17 protein-coding genes are annotated in these 19,245 nt (G+C 61.0%); 8 read left to right on the top strand and 9 right to left on the bottom strand.

The features are described 5' to 3' along the window. Positions 1-141: 141 nt before the first annotated feature. Both SIC17_RS10560 and SIC17_RS10555 read left to right on the top strand, forming a co-directional pair. Positions 142-1,557, top strand: a complete 1,416-nt coding sequence (locus SIC17_RS10560; protein WP_412545330.1) for a glycosyltransferase family 2 protein — start codon at positions 142-144, stop codon at positions 1,555-1,557. Beyond that, a complete protein-coding gene (locus SIC17_RS10555) occupies positions 1,557-1,775 on the top strand; it encodes a hypothetical protein (RefSeq protein WP_291891563.1) in 219 nt (72 codons plus the stop codon). The genes SIC17_RS10560 and SIC17_RS10555 overlap by 1 nt, the downstream gene beginning before the upstream one ends. 16 nt (positions 1,776-1,791) lie before the next feature. Here the strand turns inward: SIC17_RS10555 and SIC17_RS10550 are convergent, their stop codons facing one another. After that, entirely contained in the window at positions 1,792-2,187 is a 396-nt protein-coding gene (locus SIC17_RS10550; RefSeq protein WP_412545329.1) for a hypothetical protein, read from the bottom strand. Between the two features lie 109 nt (positions 2,188-2,296). Further along, the gene (locus tag SIC17_RS10545; RefSeq protein ID WP_412545328.1) at positions 2,297-3,313 is read right to left on the bottom strand and encodes a 2'-deoxycytidine 5'-triphosphate deaminase; all 1,017 of its coding nucleotides are present in this window, start codon (positions 3,311-3,313) and stop codon (positions 2,297-2,299) included. Positions 3,314-3,460: 147 nt separating this feature from the next. Between SIC17_RS10545 and apaG the strand changes: the two genes are divergently transcribed. Both apaG and SIC17_RS10535 read left to right on the top strand, forming a co-directional pair. After that, positions 3,461-3,874 carry a Co2+/Mg2+ efflux protein ApaG gene (gene apaG, locus SIC17_RS10540; protein WP_412545327.1) on the top strand — a complete coding sequence of 138 codons (414 nt, stop codon included), beginning with the start codon at positions 3,461-3,463 and terminating at the stop codon, positions 3,872-3,874. A 12-nt stretch (positions 3,875-3,886) separates the two neighbouring features. Continuing rightward, the gene (locus SIC17_RS10535; protein WP_412545326.1) at positions 3,887-5,341 is read left to right on the top strand and encodes a TrkH family potassium uptake protein; all 1,455 of its coding nucleotides are present in this window, start codon (positions 3,887-3,889) and stop codon (positions 5,339-5,341) included. Here the strand turns inward: SIC17_RS10535 and SIC17_RS10530 are convergent, their stop codons facing one another. The 3 genes from SIC17_RS10530 to SIC17_RS10520 all read right to left on the bottom strand — a co-directional run bounded on the left by SIC17_RS10530 (position 5,342) and on the right by SIC17_RS10520 (position 8,353). Continuing rightward, positions 5,342-6,265, bottom strand: coding sequence for an Hsp33 family molecular chaperone (locus SIC17_RS10530; protein WP_412545325.1), 924 nt, complete (start codon positions 6,263-6,265; stop codon positions 5,342-5,344). It lies immediately after the preceding gene. Positions 6,266-6,280: 15 nt separating this feature from the next. Next, positions 6,281-7,465, bottom strand: a complete 1,185-nt coding sequence (locus SIC17_RS10525; protein ID WP_291891552.1) for an aspartate aminotransferase family protein — start codon at positions 7,463-7,465, stop codon at positions 6,281-6,283. A 75-nt stretch (positions 7,466-7,540) separates the two neighbouring features. After that, positions 7,541-8,353, bottom strand: a complete 813-nt coding sequence (locus SIC17_RS10520; RefSeq protein WP_412545324.1) for an ABC transporter permease — start codon at positions 8,351-8,353, stop codon at positions 7,541-7,543. A 203-nt stretch (positions 8,354-8,556) separates the two neighbouring features. On the opposite strand from SIC17_RS10520, the gene SIC17_RS10515 reads away from it, so the two are divergent. After that, positions 8,557-9,090, top strand: a complete 534-nt coding sequence (locus SIC17_RS10515; RefSeq protein ID WP_291899532.1) for a GcrA family cell cycle regulator — start codon at positions 8,557-8,559, stop codon at positions 9,088-9,090. A gap of 236 nt (positions 9,091-9,326) precedes the next feature. Here the strand turns inward: SIC17_RS10515 and SIC17_RS10510 are convergent, their stop codons facing one another. The 4 genes from SIC17_RS10510 to SIC17_RS10495 form a co-directional block, all read right to left on the bottom strand. After that, positions 9,327-9,740: a hypothetical protein gene (locus SIC17_RS10510; RefSeq protein WP_412545323.1), complete on the bottom strand. Its 414-nt coding sequence runs from the start codon at positions 9,738-9,740 to the stop codon at positions 9,327-9,329. Positions 9,741-10,026: 286 nt separating this feature from the next. After that, a complete protein-coding gene (gene phoB / locus SIC17_RS10505; RefSeq protein WP_291891544.1) occupies positions 10,027-10,719 on the bottom strand; it encodes a phosphate regulon transcriptional regulator PhoB in 693 nt (230 codons plus the stop codon). Positions 10,720-10,734: 15 nt separating this feature from the next. Then, a complete protein-coding gene (gene phoU / locus SIC17_RS10500) occupies positions 10,735-11,424 on the bottom strand; it encodes a phosphate signaling complex protein PhoU (RefSeq protein ID WP_291891542.1) in 690 nt (229 codons plus the stop codon). A gap of 170 nt (positions 11,425-11,594) precedes the next feature. After that, positions 11,595-13,010, bottom strand: coding sequence for a sensor histidine kinase (locus SIC17_RS10495; protein WP_291891540.1), 1,416 nt, complete (start codon positions 13,008-13,010; stop codon positions 11,595-11,597). A 274-nt stretch (positions 13,011-13,284) separates the two neighbouring features. Here SIC17_RS10495 and SIC17_RS10490 point away from each other — a divergent pair, with 274 nt between their 5' ends. The 3 genes from SIC17_RS10490 to SIC17_RS10480 are packed head-to-tail and all read left to right on the top strand — an operon-like array spanning position 13,285 to position 19,210. Next, on the top strand, positions 13,285-14,685 hold the full coding sequence (locus SIC17_RS10490) for an efflux transporter outer membrane subunit (protein ID WP_412545322.1): 1,401 nt from the start codon (positions 13,285-13,287) through the stop codon (positions 14,683-14,685). 2 nt (positions 14,686-14,687) lie between these two features. Beyond that, positions 14,688-15,962: an efflux RND transporter periplasmic adaptor subunit gene (locus SIC17_RS10485; RefSeq protein ID WP_291891536.1), complete on the top strand. Its 1,275-nt coding sequence runs from the start codon at positions 14,688-14,690 to the stop codon at positions 15,960-15,962. Between the two features lie 29 nt (positions 15,963-15,991). Next, positions 15,992-19,210: an efflux RND transporter permease subunit gene (locus SIC17_RS10480; RefSeq protein WP_412545321.1), complete on the top strand. Its 3,219-nt coding sequence runs from the start codon at positions 15,992-15,994 to the stop codon at positions 19,208-19,210. Positions 19,211-19,245 lie beyond the last annotated feature (35 nt).

The raw sequence follows: 19,245 nt of genomic DNA, 5'->3' as shown, positions 1-19,245 counted from the left end.
CCCGAGCTGGAGCCAGTCATTGGGGGACACAGGTGCGCCATTTGATCGTCATTCCCGCCGTGGGCCCTGGCGCCTGAAGGATTGAGAGACTCGCCTTAAGGTTGCTGTTGCGCTAGCATCGTGCTTCAGAGGTGAAGCTCATTGGCGAAAGAAGACCCGGACAAACCCGCCCCGGACGAGGCACGCGCCCTGCGCCCGCGGATCTGGGCCAGCGAAGCGAGTCAGCAATTCAGCCGACTCCACCCGGACATGAGCGCACGCTCCGGCTTGAGTGGCCGGCAGGTGGTCGGACTGGCCGTGGCCCTCCTCTTGCTAATCGCCGGGTTGAGCGGGCTAATACCCGGCCTGAAACCGGCCCTGCTCCTGCTCGCCGGCCTGTTCTTCACGACGACCATCCTGCTGAGAGTGCTCGCGCTCATCATGCCAGCGGCGCACGGCAAAGCTGTTACCGGAGAACGCCTCGCCACCCTGCCGCGGGTCACCATAATCGTTGCGGCCTATGACGAGGCGCGGGTTATGGCGGAATTGCTCAAGCGGCTTATGGACCTGGACTATCCAGACGATCGCCTGCAGCTGATCCTGGCCCTGGAAGAGCACGACACAGCGACGATCAATGCCGCGAGGGCCTGCGAGGTCACACGCCAGGTCACCATCCTGGCGACACCACCTGGTGAACCCCGGACCAAGCCGCGCGCCCTGAACTTTGCCCTTCGCCACAGCCGTGGCGAGATCATCGCCGTCTATGACGCCGAGGATCGACCGTCACCGGACCAGGTCATGACCGCAGCGCTGACCTTTCAGCAGGCTGGTCCCGACCTGGCTTGTCTGCAAGCCCCGCTCAACTGGTACAACCGTGACAAGAACTGGCTCACGCGCCAGTTCGCACTGGAATACGCAGCTCACTTCCGGGTCATGCTACCGTTTTTTGTACGACTGGGTTGGCCACTACCGCTGGGCGGAACTAGCAACTACTTCCGCGCCGAGGCCTTGAGACGCGTTGGCGGCTGGGACGCCCACAATGTCACCGAGGATGCCGATTTGGGCTTCCGACTGCACCGCGCGGGTTATCGCTGCGACCTGATCGCCCCACCCACGCTGGAGGAAGCACCGTTTCGGGTCCGGCCCTGGTTTTTGCAGCGCACACGCTGGATCAAGGGCTATATCCAGACCTTCGCCGTTCATTCACGCAAAACGACAGGCGCGACACGACCTCCGCACTGGATCGCGCTCTCCCTGACTCTGGGTGCCGCGATTGCCGCAGCGCTGCTGCACCTGCCCTTTGCCGCCCTCTCAACGCTGGCCTTGACCCAGGAACCCGGCGCGCTGCGCGACTTGTGGCCCTATTATCTGTTTGCTGTGACCGGTTACGCGGTGGCAGCAGCAACGGCCTGGCTCGGCATGCGCCGCATGGGGTGGACTGCCCGTCTGTTCGACTTGCTGACCATGCCCCTCTACTGGCCACTTCTCACCCCCTCTGCAGTTCGGGCCTTGTGGCAGCTCGCCTTCAACCCCTATTTCTGGGACAAGACGGAGCACGGATTAACGGACGAAAACTGATGTATCTGCCGATGACACCGACGATCATCATGCTCGTTCTGGGCGTGGGCCTCTTCCTACTCGCACGATGGCGCGGCAACCTTCCCGCACAGCCCGAGAAAGGGCCGCGCATGATCCCGTGGACCATCGTGGCGCTTGGCAGCGGCGTGCTGGTCCTATTCATGCTGGCCAATGTGGCCGCTCATATGGGAATTGATCTCAGCCAGATGCGCCGCTGACTGCGCAGTCGCCGATCTAACCGGCCAGCATCGACCGTCTGGCGAGTTGAGCGCTTACCCAGTTTTCACCGCGCTCGACTGTTTCAAAGAGTTTCAGATTGCTCGCCCATTCGCGCGCCGTTTCAGCCACACCTTCAGCACGCTTTTCTTCAAATCCTGGCGGAGCGATATAGGCGACCGGAAAACCCGGTGGCAGTGCGGACAGTGCATCTTCCCACATCTCCAGTCCCAAAGCCTTGCGTTCATGCAGCTCGACCTCGCGGGCATCCACGACAAGCCCCCGGAGATCGCCACTATCGACACGTTTTTCCATGACAATCAAAGCTGCGCCCAGGTCAGTCCGAGCAATCTCGCCGACTACTTTGACAAGCGCGACACCACGCATCTCAAGAGCGTTTACTTCGATCGACATACACACGCCTTCTGGAAACTCCAGGCGAAATCGAAGCATAGATTTTTGGGGAAACCCTGAACGTCACCCCAAATTCATACATTATGATCCGAAATATGCCGGAATTCTCCTAACGGAAGAATTTCGACAGTTTCAGCCCCTGAGCCTGGTAGTTTGATGCCACCTGACCGTATGCCTCAGCAGGCGTTTCCAGCATCGGCTCATGCACCAGACGGGCAATAGGCTGACCGTGTTCAAGAATGAAGGGCACATCCCGGCCGCGCACTTCCAGTACGGCACGGGACCCGCTGCCGCCAGCTTCGCTGACGCCAAAACCCGGATCAAAGAAACCGGCGTAATGGGCGCGAAACTCGCCAATCTCCGGAGCGATTGGCGCCATTTCCGCAGCATCGCTGAGCGGTATCGCCACGGCCTCGCGGGACGCCAGAATGTAAAACTCGTCGGGATCCAGAACCAGCTGGCCGTCCGGCGCCGTCACCGGCTCCCAGAAACGCTCACGCGGATGCGCGCCAATTCCGGCCAGATCGACCAGGCCGGAATGACGACGTGCGCGGTATCCGACGATGCCGTTGTCGAAACCTTCCAGGTCCACGCTGACGGTCTGTTCCCGGGTCGGATGATGTCCGCCCTGGCGGAAACGCACCTGGCCGAGCCGGTCACCTGTGCGCGCAAGAATGGAGAAGGTGCGCGGCGAGACTTCCGCAAAGAGCGGACCTTCATAGCCCTCAGGTGCCTGGTCAAATGCTTCCGCGCCATCCGCAATGACCCGTGTAAAGACATCGATGCGGCCGGTAGAACTTTTCGGGTTCATCGCCGCCGTCATGCCCGCGGGCAGTTTCAGCCCTTCCAGCAAGGGTACGAGGTAGACACAGCCGGTCTCCAGCACCGCGCCCTGTTCCAGGTCAATCGTGTGCATGACCAGGTCCGGCGTCAGCCGCGACTGGATCGAGCGTCCCGATCCGGGCAGGAAGCTGGCGCGCAGGCGGTAGGCGATGCGTCCAAGACGCAAGTCCAGGCTGGCGGGCTGGATCTGTCCGTCCGCGAGCGCATCCTGCGTGACAACACCACCCTCGGCGACAAGCGCGGCGAGCTGGCGATCCGATAAAATTCCGTGAGAAGACATCATCAAGCTTCGAGTCAGTTGGCGCTTCATGTTGACCATCCCGAGGCTGCTGTCCAGCTATGCTGACCGTAGGACTTGAGCCGCGCCGCCGACAGGAGGATGATGCGCGCAGTTTTGGTGGGGACGTTCGCCGCAATGAACGCTGCAGGAATGACCGAAGAAGAATACCAGGGATATGAATCCACGACGCGCGACATCCTGATCCGCGTCGAGCCGGATTACATGGAGGATGAGTCCGAGCCAGAGGCGGGGCGCTTCGTCTGGTCCTATACGGTCGAGATCGAGAACCATGGCCAGCGGCCGGTTCAGCTGATCTCGCGCAAATGGGTGATCACCGATGCCTTCGGTCGCCAGGAACATGTCCAGGGCCCCGGCGTGGTTGGCGAACAGCCGGTCATCGAGCCGGGCCAGCGCTTTCGCTATACCAGCGGCACGCCGCTGACGACATCGTCCGGCTTCATGCAGGGCAGTTACGAGATGGTGGAAACCGATGGCGAGAGCTTTGCCGCCATCATTCCCAGCTTCTCGCTGGACCGTCCCGACGACGTCGCCCGGATCCACTAGGCCAGCGCCCTCGTGACAGGCTCCCTCCGCCCCGTCTTCTACGCCATCGGCGCCATGGTCGGCGTGCTCGGACTGATGATGTTCATTCCGGGCATTCTCGATCTGGCAGACGGGAATAATGCGACCGCAGACGCGTTTTTGCTGTCCGGCGTGCTGACCACCTTCATAGGCGGCGCCGTCATGCTGGCCATGCGCTCGGAGGTGAAGGGGCTGACGCCGCGCGCGGCCTTCGTGCTGACAGTCGGCGCCTGGGTCGCCCTGTGTCTTGCAGCCGCCCTGCCCCTGCACCTGTCCGATGAGGGGCTGAACTGGACGGACGCCATTTTCGAGGCGGTCTCCGGCCTCACCACAACCGGATCAACAATCCTGACCGGGCTGGACGAGCGGCCGGATGGCATTCTGATCTGGCGCGCCATCCTGCAATGGATCGGCGGCATCGGCATTATCGTGACCGCCATGGCCTTCTGGCCGATGCTGGGCATTGGCGGCATGCAGCTCTTTCGTATGGAAAGTTCCGACGCCTCGGACAAGGTCCTGCCACGCGCCCAGGAAATCGCCTCCGCGATTTCACTGATCTATCTGGCGCTGACCGTGACGTGTGCGATTGCCTACGGGCTCACCGGCATGAGCTGGCTGGAATCCATCGCCCATGCCATGACCACGGTGGCAACGGGGGGCTATTCGACCTCGGACGACAGTCTGGGCGCCTTCACCCAGGGCGGCTCCGATCTCGTTGCGCTGACCTTCATGCTGCTCGCAGCGCTGCCATTTGGCATTTTCCTGCTGGCCCTGCGCGGCAAGCCGGGCGCGTTGTGGAAGGACGCCCAGGTGCGCGGTTTCTTCGTGATCGTGCTGGTCGCGACGCTGGGCTTCACGTTTTTCCTGGCCTCCACCGACGCCCATGGCGATGGCTCGGCCCTGCGCGTGGCGAGCTTCAATGTGGTGTCCATCATCACGGGAACAGGGTTCGCGACCGCGGACTATGACGGCTGGGGGCCGCCGGCCCAGGCCGCCTTCTTTGTCTTCATGTTCATCGGGGGCTGTGCCGGTTCGACGACCTGCAGCGTCAAGATTTTCCGCTATCAGATCGCGGGGTCGGCCATGCGGCGCTACATGGAAAACCTGCTGCGCCCGAACGCCATCATCCCGATCCGCTATAATGGCCGCAGCGTTGCCGACAGTGCGCTCCACTCCGTCTTCGGCTTTTTCTTCGTGTTCTTTGCGGTCTATGCCGTCAGTGCAGCTCTGCTCTCACTGATCGGGCTGGACACCACCACAGCGCTCTCCGGCGCCGCCACCAGCCTCGCCAATGTCGGCCCGGGCCTGGGCGAGATGATCGGTCCGTCAGGCACGTTCGCCGACCTGCCGGACACCGCCAAATGGGTCCTCACCGGCAACATGCTCATCGGCCGGCTGGAAGTCCTGGCCGTCCTGGTCTTTCTGAGCCCGCGCTTCTGGCGGTACTGATCAACCGCCAAGCTCTTCCGGCGTGAAGGCCCAGTCCTTGTTGCAATACTCGCAGGTCATGACGATCTTGCCGTCGACCAGCATGTGGTCACGGTCGTCCTGGGAGAAGCGCTGCAGGATGGTCATCAGGTGCTGGCGGTCACAGCCGCAGCGGCGAGGCAGGGCCATGGGTTCGAACAGGCGGACGCCGTCCTCGTTGAACAGGCGATAGAGCAGCGTGCCGGCCGAGAGATCCGGGTCGAGCAATTCCGCGTCCTCGATGGTCTCGAACAGGGCGCGGCAATGATCCCAGTCATCGGCGACTTCGCCACGGGTCTCGTCGCTGGCAAAGGCCTGCAGCATCATGCCGCCGCCACGCCAGGTCTTCGTTCCGGCCTCGTCCCAATGCTCGCCCACCGCCACACGGATCCGGGTCGGCAATTGCTCGGACTGACGGAAATAGGTTTCCGCGGCGTCCACCAGGCTGTCGCCTTCCAGTGGGACCACACCCTGATACGGCTCCATGTTCGGGCCGTGATCAATGGTCAGCGCCAACCGGCCTTCGCCGAGCAGGCATTTGACCCAGCTCATATCCTCGGGCTTGGCCGCGACGGCCTTTTCATAGGCCTCGCGATCAAGCTTGGCATAGCCCCGTACGCCTTGTGACGCGACATACTCCGCGACAATGAAGGCGAGCGGACCATTGCCCTGCGCCTGGACGATCAGGCGTCCGTCAAACTTCAGCGCATTGCCGACCAGGCCGGCCAACAACACCGCCTCACCGAGCATGCGTGCGACCGGTTCGGGATAGTCATGCGCCGAGAGAATGAGGTTGAGCGTCTCGCCGAGACGCGACACACGCCCCCTCACCGCACGGTTTTCAACCTGAAAACCGGCTACGATGTCATCGTGTTCGCCAAGCGGGTCATTGGGGGCGTCTGTCATGAATGCGTCTTCTGTCTAGCTGGCTTCCAGCTGGCCGAGTGCCTCGTCAATGATGGCAACGGCTTCACTGGCATCGTCCTGGGTGATCACAAGCGGCGGCGCCATGCGGGAGACATTGTCCCCGGCCGCACCAACCAGCAGATGGCGATCGCGGCACAGACCTGCAAGCTTCTTGGGATCATATCCGGCTTTCAGCTTGATACCGATCAACAGCCCCTTGCCGCGAACTTCCTCGACCTTGTCAGCGTGACGGTCGAGAAGACCGTGCAGCTGCTGGCGCAGGAAGTTGGAGACATCATTGACCTGTTCCATGAAACCGTCAGCGGTCAGCTCGTCAAAGACGACATTGCCGACAGCCATGGCCAGCGGGCCACCGCCATAGGTGGAACCGTGCGTGCCAACGACCATGCCTTCAGCGGCCGCTTCGGTGGCCAGGCAGGCGCCCATCGGAAAACCGCCGCCAATGCCCTTGGCAGACGCCATGATGTCTGGTTCAGCACCTTCAACCCACTGGTGGGCGAACAGCTTGCCGGTACGGCCGGCACCGGACTGGACTTCATCATAGATGACCAGGATGCCGTGCTCGTCGGCCAGTTCACGAATGCCGCGCAGGCACGCTTCTGGAACAGCACGGACACCACCTTCACCCTGGACCGGCTCGATGCAGATCGCGGCGGTTTCCTCGGTGATGGCAGCCTTGAGCGCTTCATGGTCACCGAACTCGACCTGGTCAAAACCTTCCATCGCCGGGCCGAAACCCTCGAGATATTTCGGGTTGCCGCCGGCATTGATGGCGCCATAGGTGCGGCCGTGGAAAGCGCCGGTGAAGGTGATGATGCGGTAGCGCTGCGGATTGCCGTTCACGAAATGATAGCGGCGCGCCGTCTTGAGCGCACATTCCATGGCTTCCGCGCCGGAATTGGTGAAGAAGACACGGTCAGCGAACGTCGCATCGGTCAGCTTCTTTGCCAGCTCAACACCGGCCGGGACGCGGAACATGTTGGAGAGGTGCCACAGCTTGCCAGCCTGTTCGGTGAGCGCTGCAACCGCCTTGGGGTGCGCATGACCCAGGCAATTCACGGCAATACCGGAAATGAAATCCAGGTATTTGTCACCCTTGTCGGTGATCAGGCGAACACCTTCACCGCGTTCAAAATTCAGATCCGGCGGCGCATACGTGTCCATCATCGGCGCTGGCATGAGCGTAACTCCCCTATAAGCTATTTATCAGCGCCCCCGACTGGACGCCGTTTCTTCCGGTCTAGGCCGGGAAGATCAGCTCTTCAAGCGCCAGCCTGCACGCAGCACCGCATAGCAGCTCACCGCCAAAGCAAGATTGATCACCGCGACCACCGCAACACCGATCACCAGCGAGCCGTCTGCCTGTCCGGTAAATCCGTAGCGGAAGCCGTCAATCATATAGAAGAACGGGTTGAAATAGCTGATCGAGCGGACCGCATCGGGCAGCATGGTCACCGAGTAGAATGTCCCTGACAGGAAGGTCGCGGGCATGATGAAAAAATTGTTCACCACGGCAAGGTGATCAAACTTCTCGGCCCAGATGCCGCCAACCACCCCGACCATGGCCAGCATCATGGCTGCGCCGATGCCGAAATAGAAAACGGCCCAGAAATGGACGGGTACGATATTGACGAAGGGCAACATGGTAAGGGCTGTCGCCAGGCCGACAACAAGACCTCTGGTGATGGCACCTCCCACAAAGGCAATGAACAACTCCAGCGCAGAAAGCGGCGGCATCAGGAAGTCGACCGTATTGCCCTGGACCTTGGACACCAGGAGCGATGAGGAAGAGTTGGCGAACGCATTGTTGAGCACGCCCATCAGGATCAAACCCGGAGCGAGGAAGACGGGGAAATCCACACCATTAATCGCAGGTCGGCTTGACCCGATTGCCACCACAAAAACCGTCATGAACAACAGCGTCGTGGCGACCGGGGCCATCACGGTCTGAAACACGACTTTCATGAAGCGTCGGACCTCTTTTTTGTAAAGAGTCCAAAGGCCTAGCCAGTTTACAGCTCCAAATTGCCGCGGCGCGGTCACAGGTCTTAAGCTTGAGTTACTCATATCGAATTACCCTTAAGGTCTCGGTAACCATCACCGTTAACGATTGGCCTGACAAGAGATCTTTCCACAGGCAAGGACATCGCCCCATCTTGTGGCAGTCGGCGTCTTGGATACAATATCTAGTGTAATTAAACATGAATTGAGATATGCGCCTTTTACCCCCATCAAGGTAAAGAGCGCACCCCACCGGGAGATCTAGGGCGATGGCTTGGACGGACGAACGCGTAGAACAACTCAAAAAACTCTGGTCGGAAGGCCTGAGCGCGAGTCAGATTGCTAAACAGCTTGGCGGTGTGACCCGAAATGCGGTGATTGGCAAGGTCCATCGCCTGGGCCTGTCAGGCCGCGCAACGCCGTCTCGTCCGGCACGTCGCACTGTGAAACCCTCTCGGCCGCGTACAACCACGGCTTCTACCCCGCCTGTTGCGCGCACCCCGGCGCGCCCCTCCCCCTCAGCGCCACCTGCAACGCCGCAGGCACCGGTGGAGCCTGCCGTACTGCCCTCTGGCGAGTTTGCCACTGTCCTGACCCTGCGTGACAGCATGTGCAAATGGCCGATCGGCGACCCGGCTTCGTCCAACTTCCGCTTCTGCGGGCGCAAGACAACCGGCGACAGCACCTATTGTGAAGCCCACGCCAACATGGCCTACCAGCCGAGCCAGAAGCGCCGCCGTCGCAATTCCGACGCTGCTGCTGCCCTCGACGCGATTGCGGCTACACGCCGTTACAATTTCTAGCCGGACACCCCCTCTCACCCCCCGTCCGGCAGAATAGCGGCCACCTCTCCCCCGGGGTGGCCGCTTTTTCTATGGGGGGGATGCCTCACCACCTAGTCAGGGAGCGGACGTGCCTCGCCGCGGTCGATGACAAACCAGTCCGTGCCCGGATAGCGTCGTTCGAGGGTCCAGTCGAAACCACCACCATCCGACAGGAAACTTGTCTGGCTCCGGGCCTCGAACGGGCCGAACTGGTCCTATCCCTCGAACTGCGTGCCGAAACCGTTTTCGCGGAGCACCGGGTATTGTTCGGAAATCGCCCAGCTATCCTCGGCGGCGGAGTAATAGAGCTGGTCCAGCCCCTGGCCACCGACATGCAGGGTCTGCAACACCGTGCCGAAATACCTTCCGTCCTGCATGAACCAGTCGGTACGCAGGCCCTTGCCGCCGAGATCGGCCGCGACGTGAATGGAGAAATGGTGTTCTTCCATCTGCCCGGGCCCGGTCATCAGCCAGTTGGTGACTTGCCAGCGCCCAAGGGTCGGCTGGAAATCTTCCAGCGTGACAGATGCGGCTTGGATTTCGGAGCGAGATGCATCCTGGGCCTGAACTGACACGGAGGCAGAGAGGACGAGGCCCAATACGGCCAGACTTGTGATGAGGTGTTGCAAAGAACAGCTCCCTGAACGGTAAAGCTGTCATCCTAGAAAGCGGCCACCGGGGAGCAAGCGACCACCGGGCTAACGTCCCGGAAGAGTTACGAGTTCTAGATATACAGTGACGAACCGCTCGGCGCAGCGACGATCGAAACGGCGATCGCGGCGAGAATACCTGCGGAAATGATCAAACCAGCCCAGCGCATTATTGCCTCCTTGAGTGTTCACAAGAGACATAATCGCGACTGAACCCGACATTAATGGCCAAACGAGAACAGTATCTGTTCCGATTGGCGGGGAATTAGAGCCCCGACGTGTCGAAGGAATAGCCCGCTGACCGTACGGTGCGGATCGGATCGCGCTCTTCCTTGGTGTTCAGAGCCTTGCGCAAGCGACCGACATGAACATCCACCGTGCGCGCCTCGACATAGACGTCGGAGCCCCAGACAGCGTCCAGCAATTGCTCGCGGGAGAAAACCCGCCCCGGATGCTGCATGAGATAGTCGAGCAGACGAAATTCGGTCGGCCCGAGATGGATCTCGCGTTCGGATCGCTTCACACGGTGCGCGACGCGGTCCATGGCAATATCGCCCTGGCGGACAACATCCTCGGCGAGCCCCGGGCGGATCCGGCGCAGCACGGCGCGAATCCGGGCGAACAATTCCGTCATCGAGAACGGCTTGACGATATAATCGTCCGCGCCTGTATCAAGGCCGCGCACCCGATCGGTTTCCTCGCCACGGGCTGTCAGCATTATGATAGGCACATTGGCGGTTTCCTGGCGCCCACGCAGGCGTCGACACACTTCAATGCCCGAGACTTTCGGCAACATCCAGTCGACCAATACGAGGTCCGGTGTTTCTTCCTCGGCGAGGATCAGGCCCTCCTCGCCATCGCCCGCCACGCGGACCTGATACCCCTCTTTCTCCAGATTGTACTGAAGCAGCGTTGCGAGAGCGTCTTCGTCTTCAACAACAATCACTTGGGGTTTCATGCCTGCACTCCTGCGTCAGGCCTCGAGCGTGTCGCTGTCTTCCAACTGCTCACCCGTGGCCATGAAATGTACGGCTTCGACGATGTTCGTGACGTGGTCGCCAAGCCGCTCCAAATTCTTTGAGACAAAAAGAACCGGGACACCCGGTTCCACGAATTGCGGGTTCTGGGTCATCGACATCAGAACCTCGCGGGTGACGGCGTTGTGGTGTTCATCCACCTCGTCATCGGCCTGCCAGACCCGGATCACTGAAGCGACGTCCTGGTTGGACAGCGTGTCCAGACCATCACGAAGCTGCTTTGCGACCACGGCACCGAGACGCTCGATCTGTCCGAGTACCGGCATGGGCGGGAACTCGTTCATGTCCTCGGCGCGGAAGGCGATGTTCTTGGCGAGATCACCCATACGCTCGAGATCGCTGGCGATCTTCATCGCCGAGATCGTCACGCGCAGATCGGCCGCCATCGGCTGGCGAAGAGCAAAGAGGCGCACAACCCGCCGTTCGACACCGGCTGCCAGTTCATTCACTTTCTTTTCCCGCTCGCGCACAGCAGGCACGACGGACAAATCTCGGCGAATAAAGGCTTGCAGTGATTCAGTCAGCTGGGTTTCCACCAGACCGCCCATGCGCAGCAGATCATCGGCCAGCTGGTCGAGTTCTGCCCCATAGGCGGACACAATGTGCGAATGCTGTGTCTGGTTCATTTGATCTCCGTGCCCTCGCGGCTGAACCACGAGGAGGTTTGTTTCGACACACTGATCCGCAGCCAACAGGCCTGACTAAACGAGAAGCGTGTACTAGTGCGTTTGATGCGCCGATTTATGACAGTCTTATAACTGTTTTGTGACACTGTGCGGTTTTTGTCGAAATTTGCCTAATTCGCAAGGTTTTCGGGCTCAACAACACTTGTCGGATCCACGGGCAGGAAGATTGAGAATACCGATCCCACCCCGGGCGCGCTTTCAACAGTGAAACCGCCACGATGGCGATTGACGATGTGTTTCACAATCGCAAGGCCAAGACCGGTCCCTTCCTTGGGGCCGCTTTTCTGACCATCGACACGATAGAAACGCTCCGACAGCCGGGGCAGATCGCGGCGCTGGATTCCCTTGCCGGTATCCTGGACACGGATGGCTACATATCGACTGTCCGCCTCGACCTTCGGGGCCGCAAGTGTCAAGCGGCTTGAACCCTGGCCCAGGCTCAGCGGCGGGCGCTCGGCAGCATCGCGAGAGACGGCGGCGGTTACGGTGACGCCAATTCGTGCATCCTGACCGCCATACTTGATGGCGTTCTCGATCAGGTTCTGGACCACTTCCGTCAGCTGGTCACGATCTGCGATCGCTCTCGCCGCCTCATTCAGTGACTGATCAACAGTGATGTTCTGCTTCTCGATCTGCGGACGCAGGAAACTGACCACATCCTCCACGACGGCACCCGGATCAACTGTTCCAACAGGAGCGACATGCTCATCCATTTCCACGCGTGACAGCGAGAGGAGATCATTGATCAGGCGCTGCATGCGCTCGGTCTGGTCAAACATGATCGACAGGAATCGATCACGTGCGTCGGGATCATCCTTGGCGTGCCCCATCAAGGTCTCGATGAAACCGGCCAGTGATGCGAGCGGGGTGCGCAGCTCATGGCTGGCATTGGCGAGGAAGTCCGCCCGCATGCGGTCAGCACGCTTGATCGAGGTTTCATCTGTCAGCACGAGCATCGCGCGGCGCTCGACATCCGGTGCATCGGCTTGACCGAGTGGCGCTATAAAGGCGCGGACATGGCTCTCGACCGGCGCCATGGTTGAGTATTCTACCGGCTGGACGCTCTCCCCGCGCAGGGCGGCGCTAACCGCTTCAAGGATTTCAGGCTGGCGCAGCACACCGGACAGGTGAACAACGCCGTCGCCCAGCCCGAGAAACTTCCGGGCCTCGGGATTTGCATCCTCAACCTTGCCGGAACCGGCAATGACGATCACGGGAATAGGCAGGCTGTAGAGAAGGTCTTGTGCCGTCAGACCGGGCGAACTTTCTCCGGCGCCGTCACCAGCATCTTCACCACCTTCCTCATAGGACAGATCCACCTGCGGGGGCAGAGACGTACTTACGGTCAGGAAGTAGATGACCGAGAGGGCAGTGATGGTCGCGATCGCCACAAAAGCCTGCACAAAGGCGAGCTCGCCAAACAGCCACAACAGCAATACTACACCGCCCCCAAGAGCAGCGACAGCAGCAGTATCGCGGCGGCGAATACGAGTGGATGGTTGGTTTCGGTGCAGACGAGAACTCACCAGGCGCTCCTCATTCAGTGAATAGATTATCGGAATACTGAGATTTGTCGCGTTTTGGAAATATTTCTGCCGCAAAACGCATCCAATCAACGGCGCAAATGCATCGAATCCATGAGCCAAGAGATGCTTACAGAAATTTCACATCTCGAAAAACGAGAGGCTTTTCATGTCATTCGATAGGCATTTAATGTTTTTCGATAAATTTATGTTGACTTTCGCTATGCCGATCATAGGATGCCGACAGAGTCGAAGTAAGAATGTGCGGGGCACACGCATGCGTAAAAATCTACTCATACTGGCGACAGCGTTGACGGCAGCGTCTTGCGCCAGTGTGCCGGCCTTTGAATCTCAGGACGTCCTCCCCCAGGCGCCTCACAACTGGTCCAGCGCACCCGATGCAGGTGATGGTCCACACGTGAGCGACTGGGTGGCGTCATTCAATGCGCCACGTCTGGTTTCTCTTGTGGATGAAGCCTTTGAAGGCAATCCGAGCCTGGCCCAGTCGCTGGCTCGCTATGACTCGGCACGGGCCAGCGCCCGGATCGCCGGCGCCAGCCGTCTGCCGACGCTCGGCGCATCCTTCGGGCACACACGGAACGAGCCGAACAGCGGTCCGTCCTCGGACCAGTTCTCACTGGGACTATCCTCAAGCTGGGAAGTCGATCTGTGGGGGCGCGTTCGCAATAACGCCAACGCGGCTGATCTCGACGCCGAAGCGGCCGCCCAGGACCTGCGCGGATCGCAATTATCGATCGCCGGTCTGGTTTCCAAGGCCTGGCTCGACCTGACCGAAGCCCGCCTGCAGACCGAACTCGCCGAGCGCGACTTCACCGCCAAGGAAAACGCCCTTGCCCTGACCGAGCGCCGCTTTGCCCGCGGCCTCGTTCGCAGTTCCGACGTGCGCACGGCGCGCAGCGCCCTGGCTTCATCCGAAGCCGCTCTCGCCTCGCGTCGCCGGGCTGAAGCCTCCTCTGCCCGCAGCCTTGAAACCCTGCTGGGCCGTTACCCCTCCGCCCGCATCGAACGCGATGCAGACTTCCCGACGCTCGGTGAACTCGCCGGCCTCGGTTCGCCGCAGGACCTGCTGACCCGTCGTCCGGACGTGATCGCGGCTGAACGCCGTCTGGTCGCAGCCGGTTTGCGTGTTGACGCCGCCCGCGCAGCGCTCTTCCCGAGCCTCTCGCTGTCGGCCTCCTCCGGCACAGGCGGGGCAAACATTGAGGATCTCACGGATATGGACGGTCTGCTGTCCTCGCTGACCACCTCCCTGACGGCACCCATCTTCCGTGGCGGCCAGCTTCGCGCCCAGCGCGACCAGGCCATCGCCAATGCCGAACTGCAGATCGCCAGCTATGTCCAGACGGTTCTGGGCGCCTGGCAGGAAGCAGAAAACGCTATTTACGCCGACACCATCTTGGCGTCACGCGTTGACAGCCTAGGTAGGGCCTTCGAGGAGGCCGCCGAGGCCGAGGAACTTGTCACCCAGCAATATGCTCGTGGTGTCGCGACGATCTTCGACCTGCTCAACGCATACTCCCGCCGCATCAGCGCGGAGAGTCAGTACATCTCAGCACACCGCGCTCGCGCGGCAAATCGTGTGGACCTTTATCTCGCCATCGCCGGCGATTTCTCCGCGGCCGCGTCCGCAGACCCGGCTGCGCATACTGGAGAATAATCATGGCTTTCATCGGACGTTTCATCATCATCGGTGTTGTTGTTGCCGCCATCATCGGCGTCGTCGTCATGCTCAACGCCACCGCCCCGCAACCGGAGCGCGCCAATGCGGCGCCGCGTCCCGTAGCGGTCTTTGTATCTGAAGCCCAGCTGGACACGGTTTCGCTGACCGTTGTCACCCAGGGCGAAGCGCGGCCACGCACCCAGATCAACCTGGTTCCGCAGGTGTCTGGACGCATCACTTATGTAAATCCGGACTTCATCGAGGGCGGTTTCTTCGAGGCCGGCGAGACCCTGGTTCGCATCGAGGACGCTGATTACCGCCTGGCGGTAACCCGTGCCGAGGCCCAGGTCGCGCAGGCCGAGCAGGGTCTGGCTCGCGAACAGGCTGAATCAGACCTCGCACGCTCGGAATGGGAGCAACTGGGTGAAGGTGAAGCTTCTTCCCTGACGCTGCGCGAACCGCAGCTGGCCGAAGCGCGCGCCCAGCTCGCAGCGGCCCGCGCCACACTTCAGGATGCGCGTCTGGACCTCCAGCGTACGCGGGTATCCGCACCGTTCGCTGGCCGCGTCCGTTCCAAGAACGCAGATCTCGGTCAGTTCGTCAGCGCCGGCACGCCCCTGGGCGAAGTCTTCTCGACCGACCGCGTGCAGGTTCGCCTGCCCCTGACCGATTATGATCTGGGGCTGCTGGGCATCCCGGTCGCCTTCAACGCTGCCGAGGAAGGCGCCGGTATTCCGGTCACCCTGTCTGCGGTCGTTGCAGGTCAGCAGCGCTCCTGGAACGCGGAAATCACGCGTACGGACAGTGCCATCGATTCACAGACGCGCGTTCTCTACGCCATCGCCGAAGTCGAAGACCCGTACGGCACGGCCGCCGAGAGCGGTTCGCCGCTGGCCGTTGGCCTGTTCCTGACCGCCGAAATCGAGGGACGTGAAGTCGAGAATGTCTACGTCCTGCCACGCGCAGCCCTGCGCGGCGAAAACACGATCTATGTCGCCGAGCCGGGTGGTCGCCTGTCCGTCCGGACGGTCGATGTTGTCACCTCCAACGCCGAGAGCCTGATCGTTTCCTCCGGTGTTCGCGGTGGCGAAATGGTCGTGATCTCTCCGGTTCGCGGTGCCAATGACGGCATGCGCATCCAGTCGCTCGACAACGATGGCGAAGTCATCGCGGCATTCTCCGCGACGATCGAAACCGAATCCGACAACGCGGAAGAAGGCCTGGCCGAATCCGATGCTGGCAATAGCGGCGAGCCCGTTTCCAGCGCAGGTTAATCCAGCAAACATATCTGAAGGACAAGGCCATGACCGACCCTAACGAAACACATCAGGAAGCTCCCAAGGGCATCATCGGATGGTTTGCTGCGAATTCCGTCGCTGCCAACCTGCTGATGATCGTGGCCCTGCTGGGCGGCCTGTTCGGATATTTCCAGCTCAACCGCGAGGTCTTCCCGAGCGTCGCCATCAACGGAGCCACTGTCTCCGTGGCCTGGCCAGGCGCCTCGCCGCAGGAAGTCGAGGAACAGATTATCGTCCGGATCGAGGAAGCGCTGATCGATATCGACGGCGTTGACACGATCACCTCGACGGCCGTTGAAGGCAGCGGCTTCATCAACATCGCCGGCAAGCCGTCCGTCGACATCCCGTCCTTCATCGACGAGATCAAGCTAAACGTCGACTCGGTGAACAACCTGCCGCAATCCTCCTTCCGCCCGTTCGTCAACCAGTGGCGCGCCTCGGACTGGCTGATCGGCTTTGCCGTGCATGGTGATATTGATCGCCGTGACCTGCAGCAGATTTCAGATGAGATCCGCGACGAGGTTGCCAACCAGGTGCCCGGTGTTTCCATCGTCGGCATCATGGGACGCCTCAATGAAGAGGTCTCCATCGAATTGTCCGAGCAGAGCCTGCAGCGCTACGGCCTGAGCTTTGACGAAGTGTCCCGCGCAGTTCGCTCCAGCTCCCTCAATGCCTCAGCCGGCAGCGTCCGCACAGAACTCGGCGATCTCAGCCTCACATCCCGCCAGCTGGCGGATTCACAAGCTGAATTCGAGGACATCATCATTCGCCAAACGCGTGATGGTGGCACCTTGCGCGTCCGCGACGTCGCGCGCGTCAATGACGGTTTTGTCGATGCCAACCTGGCCTCGACCTATAACGGCGAGAACATGGTCGTGGTCTATGTGCAGACCACCCCGAATGTTGACGTCGTCGATATCTCCAACGGCGTTCAGGAGTATCTGGAAAGCAAGCGCGCGGAACTGCCTGACGGCGTCTCCCTGTCTCTGTGGTGGGACAATTCCGAGATGTACAAGGCACGCATGGACACCATCATGAACTCCGCCCTCATCGGTGGCGGTCTGGTTCTGATCGTCCTCTTCCTGTTCCTGCGCCCTGATGTCGCCTTCTGGGTCACAGTGGGAATTTTCACCGCGTTTGGTGGTGCCTTCCTGCTGCTGCCCATGATGGACGTCTCGCTGAACATGCTGTCGCTGTTCGCCTTCCTGCTCGTCATCGGTATCGTGGTCGACGACGCGATTGTGGTCGGGGAAAACATCCACGACAGGGTAGAACGCGGGGAAAAAGGCCTGACCGCCGCCGTGGTCGGCACGCAGATGGTCGCCAAGCCGGTGATCTTCGCCGTCATCACGACCATCATGATGTTCTCGCCCTGGATGCTGATCACGGGACCGACCGTTCAGTTTACCAAGCAGATCTCCCTGGTGGTTATCGCGGCCCTGACCTTCTCCCTGATTGAATCGCTGCTGATCCTGCCGGCTCACCTGAGCCATCTGAAGCCGCAGTCCAACAAGGGTATTTTCGGGCCGTTGATCGCGCTCCAGCGCGGCATTGCCCACACCTTGGTCGCCTTCGCACGCGGCATCTATCGTCCGCTCGCCAAGCTCTCGATCCGCAATCGTTATGCAACGGTCATCGCGTTCACCGGTATCTTCTTCGTTTCCATCACGCTGATGAGCACCAACCGGGTCGGGTCGGTCTTCATGCCACAGATCGAGAACGAGACGATCCAGGTCTCGATCCAGCTGGCCGAAGGCACGCCGTGGAGCCGCACCGAACAGGTCCGGAGTCAACTCGACGCTGCCCAGGATGAAGCGCTGCAGTATTACCGCACGCAATACCCGGACAATGTCGACATGATCGAGAGCCGTTCGACAGTGGCCACCGACGGCAGTATCCGCGCCTGGATCACGCTCGCGGAGCCGGAGGACCGTCCAGGTTCGCTGCCGACAGTTGAAGTTGCACAGACCATTCGTGAAATGATGGGACCGGTTCCGGACGCTGAAGAAGTCCGCTTCGACTCCACCATCAACGAAGGTGGGAACTCGGTGAGTTTCGCCCTGTCCGGACAGGACCTCGACGAATTGCGCGAGGCAGCCGATGCCCTCAAGGGTCAGCTGCGCAGCTATGACACCCTGTATGACATCGTCGACTCCATGCAGACCTCGACCCAGGAACTGCAGTTCACGATGCGACCGGACGCCCAGGCGCTGGGTCTGACCCTGTCGGACGTGACACGCCAGGTCCGCCAGGCTTTCTACGGCGAGGAGGCGCAACGCCTGCCACGCGATGGTCAGGACGTTCGGGTGATGATCCGCCTCGACCAGGAAAGCCGCCGCTCGCTGGACACGCTCCGTGACCTGCGCATCCGCACCGCCGATGGGCGTGAGGTTCCGCTGTCAGCTGTCGCCGATGTGGAGTTCGCACCGGGCCTCAACCGTATCCGTCGCCGCAATGGCATGCGGACGGTCACCGTCACGGCCGAGCTGTCTGACCCGATCGCACGCGGCGCTGTCGAGGAAAGCCTGACCAACGAGTTCTGGCCGAACTTTGACACGCGTTTCCCGCATGTCTCTCGCGACGAGATCGGCCAGGCCGAGGGTGAGCGTGAATTCATGCAGGAAGTCAGGAACCTCCTGCTGCTTGCGCTGGCATCCATGTATCTGCTGCTGGCGATTGCTTTCCGGTCCTATTTCCAGCCGATCCTGATCATGATCGCCATCCCGTTCGCATTGACGGGCGCCATCTTCGGGCATTACCTTTACGACATCCCGATCGCGCTCTTCTCCTATTTCGGTGTGGGTGCAGCAGCAGGCGTTGTGATCAATGACAACCTCGTATTGATCGACTTCGTAAACCGGCTGCGGGCCAATGGAGTAGGCGCTTTCCAGGCGCTGGTAGACGCTGGCGTACAGCGTTTCCGTCCGATCCTGCTGACCTCGGTCACCACCTTCCTCGGCATCTTCCCGATGATGGCGGAACAATCGACCCAGGCTCAGTTCCTGAAGCCCATGGTCGTGGCCCTTGGCTTCGCGGTTGTCTTCGCACTCTTCCTGACGCTTTTCTTCGTCCCTGCCCTGTACGGCATCGGCGTCGATATCGCCCGCTTCTTCCGCGGCATGTGGACAGGCAAGAAACAGCCGTCTCTGGGCAGCGATTACGAGGACACTGACTTTGCTCATGGCGAACTGCCCGGTCACCTCGACCATTCGCCGGCCGAGTAGCATACTTTCCCCCTGCGCCGGGTCGGCGCAGGGGA

This window comes from Maricaulis sp. MIT060901, from assembly GCF_047123815.1.
In the GTDB taxonomy this organism is placed as follows: Bacteria; Pseudomonadota; Alphaproteobacteria; order Caulobacterales; family Maricaulaceae; genus Maricaulis.
This window is presented reverse-complemented; position numbering and strand designations above follow the sequence as displayed.